Below are 3862 nucleotides of genomic sequence, written 5' to 3' on the forward strand. Positions count from 1 at the left end.
GCCCACTCGGCATCGGTGAGTTCATGACGGCCAGGCACATCGACCACGATGCCAGCGCAGACCCTGCTCCGCTCCCACTTCCAAAAAACAGGCCCTAGGAGCTGAGGCCGCTCAGGACGCTGAGCTGATCAAGTTCACCAACAACGCCGTCTACCGCCTCCCGGGAGCGGGCATGGTGGTGCGCATCGCCGGATCGGCAACCGTGGTCGAACGCGTCCCCGTGGTCATCCAGGCCGCCCGATGGCTCGCCCACCACGATGCCCCCACGGTGCGACTGGTCGAAGAGGTCGCCCAGCCAGTCAAGGCAGCCGGGGCCGTGGCGTCCTTCTGGCACCTGGTCCCCGAGACGGGTCCGGAGCCGACCGGTACCGACCTCGGGCGCATCCTCAAGCAGTTGCACGCGCTACCCACGCCCGACTTTCCGCTGCCTTCATGGGAGCCGTTCAATCGCATCCGCAGCCGCATCGCGGACGCCGAAGGACTCGCCGAGACCGACCGCGGTTTCCTGGTCGAACGGACCGACCGGTTGGAGGTCGAGGTCCAGGGGCTGGAGTTCGAGCTCCCAACCGGGGTCATCCACGGCGACCCGTTCCTGGGCAACCTCATCCCAGACGGAGAGGGCCCGGTCATCTGCGACTTCGACAGCCTCAGCCACGGCCCACGGGAGGGGGACCTGGTCCCCGCCGCCGTGGGCAAGGTCCGTATGGACTACCCCACCGACCTCCACACCCCGCTCGCCGCTGAGTATGGATTCGACGTGCTGGACTGGCCAGGCTTTCCCGTGCTGAGGCAGGTGCGCGAACTCAAACTCGTCACCAGCGTCCTACCGGTGTTGAACACCAACCCCGGCCTGCGAGCCGAGTGGCGCCACCGTCTCACCACCCTGCAGACCGGCGACACCAGCACCCGTTGGTCCACCTACAGGTAGCTGAGTGCCAACACGTCGAGTGACGGGAGGCGATCCCGGCACACACCACAGCCTCCATTACACCGGGTGCACAAGACAAAACTCTGCCTGGCACTGGAGTCGACTTTTGTCGGGCGCGTGGGTGACAAGTTGTTCAGCCGGTGGAGCTACTCGCCTGCAGCCGCACCGACCGCCCAGTCGTAGCAGTTGCGGGCTTCTTCCTCGGACACCTCGAGAACTTGGCCATATCCGCCTTTCAGGGCTTCCGTGTAAGGACGTTGGTGCTCACCCACTGGACAAGCAGGATCGCGAGGTGAAGGATCGCCTCGGCCTCGTGCTGCTCCTGGGCTCGGGCGTTGGGCCCACCCGCGTGGCGGGAATTCGTGGTTCTTCCAGAGCAGGTCGATCATGCCCTTAAACCGGTCAATGTTCTCGGGTTGCTTGTTCGGGTCCGGACGTTCCCCCGAGTAGTGGACATCTCCGGCACTGGAAAAACAAGGAGGAGTCCACACCATGGCCATGAAACACTACCCGCCAGCGTTCAAAGCCGACGCCGTCGCCCTGTATCGCTCCCGTCCCGGCACCACGATCGCGCACGTCGCCGATGAGCTCGGCATCAACCGCGAGACCCTGCGCAGTTGGATCCGTGAAGACGACGACGCACGCTCCACGCAGACCACTACGACCGCCTGGGCCGCCCGTTCGGGTCAGGCCTCGGCCGCCACTGAGAGCGTTGAAGAAGAGAATCAGAGGCTGCGCGCCCAGGTCGCCGTGCTCACCACCGAGCGCGATATCCTGCGCAAGGCAGCCGCCTATTTCGCCGCAGAGATGAAACCGTGAACCGCTGCGGTTTTGTCGACGACCAACACAGCGCCTACAGCGTCAAGCGGCTATGCGCGGTGCTGAACCTGGCCCGCTCCTCTTCCTACGCCTGGAAGAAGGGCTGGGCCCAACGCGCTGAGCGCGCCGCTCGTGATGCGCAGCTGACCGAGGCCATCCGCGCCATCCATAAGGAAGACCCGGCCTACGGGGAGCCTCGCATCACCGCTGATCTGCGCAAGAAGGGTTATGAGGTCAACCACAAACGGGTGGAACGGCTGATGCGCGAGGCCGGGATCGAAGGGATCCACCTGCGCAGGAAGGTGCGCACCACCGTGCCCGCCCCCTCCGACCAGCCGGTACCGGACCTGGTCGGACGTGATTTCATCGCCACGGCGCCCAACACCCGATATGTCGGCGACATCACCTACCTGCAGGTGCAGGATGGCCGGTTCTTTTACCTGGCCACCGTCTTTGACCTGTACTCGCGTCGTGTGGTGGGCCGGTCGATGGCCGATCTCTTGTGAACACGGATGCTCTGCGATCGAGACCCGAGCACGCCGAGAGAAGCGACGAGAGGCCGCTTCTGCATGCTTTACCTACATCAGTAACCTCGACGTTCAGGACACACGAGATCACCTCAGTAGGCCATCAAGCAAGATATGCAATTACGGCCAAGAGTACCCCCAGCACAAGGAACATCCAAGATAATGCCACATGGTATATCTTCGGATTTTTCGCGTCCTTTTTGTAGTACTCCCAAAGGAAAACCATGGAAAGTATTATAGAAATGCTTGACAATACACCAATATAATGCATTTTTTCCTTACACCCCCGGCGGAGCTTCGCCTCAGCGCCCCGCCGAGGGATTTGTGGTTACATATTCAGAACTTACTGGCTGTCGTTCGAGGATTTCTATACTTAGTTGAAGCGACCAGCAGTTCGACAAGGCTTGGATTCCGCGCCCCATTTCCCAAATCGCCGCGGCAACTGCCACTCCAGCAATAAACGCAGGGCCCAAGCTTACAGCGATAGTTCCGGCGACCATGCCAGATACGGTATAGGCAGCGACTCCATATCCAAAGAATCCGAAAATGAAGTCGAGAGAAGGAGCGAAACACAGTCCGGTCGAATCGGTTTTGTTGATGGGATCGCACGCAGCGTAGTTGTGGTTATTCATCTCTTGCCGGGAGGGGTCCGGCTGGGTAAACCCCAACGTGAACGTGTCGTAGAAGCGGTGGGACAGGTGCACGGTCCCGTCCTGGAACTGGTAGGCGCCGGTGTAACCGAACGGGTTCAGCTCCCCCGCCCGTGTGTCTTCCAGGATGTCAGAGGACTGCTCACCATAGGGGCTGTACTCATACACCGCGTCCGGCGCATCCGCCTCAGATCCTTCGGCCGTCAGCACGAGCACGGTGTTCTGACCATCGAGCGTGTAATGGAACCGCTCGTCCTCGGCCCAGTCGACCATCGAGATCAGCTCACCCTCAGGATTGCACGCGAAACTGACGCGGATTAATTACCTGAAAAGAAAATAAATAATCCAAGCAGTGGAAACTATGCAGATAGCAATTATTGCCAGAACAAAATCTTCCCTGCTCCAGTGAACCCCCCTTTTTTTGTTTCGCGACTGTCGCACCCCCAGGGCAATACATGCAAGGATCGTAAAGACCGTGATTATCATCGGCGTTATATCCACTTGCACCCAATCTCGCGCGGCGGGGTGCACCCATTTTGAGTGCACCCCGGCATTTCATTTCAATTTAGCAGTTTTGAGTCATTCCCCAGATGGCGCCGCCAACACCAATGACTCCAAGAGTCACCAATGCTGCTGGACCTAGCATTGCTGTTGCTGCTACACCTCCCACTGCCCATGCCCCAGCAGCGCTCGCGAGGCCCACGACGGTATGCGCAGCAGATGCATAAGCAGCGGCGAATAACCCGCCTGAAGCGAGGCAAGCACCAGTGGCCAACCCGGTGGGGTCGGTGTTGTTGATGGGGTCGCACATCGCGTAGGTGTGGTTGTTCAGCTCTTGCCGGGAGGGGTCGGGCTGGGTGAAGCCCAGGGTGGAGGTGTCGTAGAAGCGGTGGGACAGGTGCACGGTCCCGTCCTGGAACTGGTAGGCGCCGGTGTAG

Annotated in this window: 5 protein-coding genes; 3 read left to right on the forward strand and 2 right to left on the reverse strand. The window is 60.8% G+C overall.

What is annotated here, in order from left to right:
* Nucleotides 1-127: 127 nt before the first annotated feature.
* The 3 genes from DSY14_RS27220 (at nt 128) to DSY14_RS27230 (ending at nt 2253) form a co-directional block, all read left to right on the forward strand.
* Nucleotides 128-928: an aminoglycoside phosphotransferase family protein gene (locus tag DSY14_RS27220; RefSeq protein WP_374224066.1), complete on the forward strand. Its 801-nt coding sequence runs from the start codon at nt 128-130 to the stop codon at nt 926-928.
* Nucleotides 929-1420: 492 nt separating this feature from the next.
* Nucleotides 1421-1747, forward strand: a complete 327-nt coding sequence (locus tag DSY14_RS27225; protein WP_211719469.1) for a transposase — start codon at nt 1421-1423, stop codon at nt 1745-1747.
* Entirely contained in the window at nt 1744-2253 is a 510-nt protein-coding gene (locus tag DSY14_RS27230; protein WP_211719470.1) for an IS3 family transposase, read from the forward strand. Before DSY14_RS27225 ends, DSY14_RS27230 begins: the two co-directional genes overlap by 4 nt.
* Nucleotides 2254-2576: 323 nt before the next feature.
* On the opposite strand, the gene DSY14_RS27235 is transcribed toward DSY14_RS27230, so the two are convergent.
* A complete protein-coding gene (locus tag DSY14_RS27235; protein WP_249188551.1) occupies nt 2577-3197 on the reverse strand; it encodes an RHS repeat-associated core domain-containing protein in 621 nt (206 codons plus the stop codon).
* Nucleotides 3198-3489: 292 nt separating this feature from the next.
* Nucleotides 3490-3862: RHS repeat-associated core domain-containing protein (locus DSY14_RS27240; protein WP_283091716.1), on the reverse strand; the 373-nt coding region annotated here is incomplete at its 5' end.

Source organism: Nocardiopsis sp. MG754419 (assembly GCF_018207095.1).
In the GTDB taxonomy this organism is placed as follows: Bacteria; Actinomycetota; Actinomycetes; order Streptosporangiales; family Streptosporangiaceae; genus Nocardiopsis.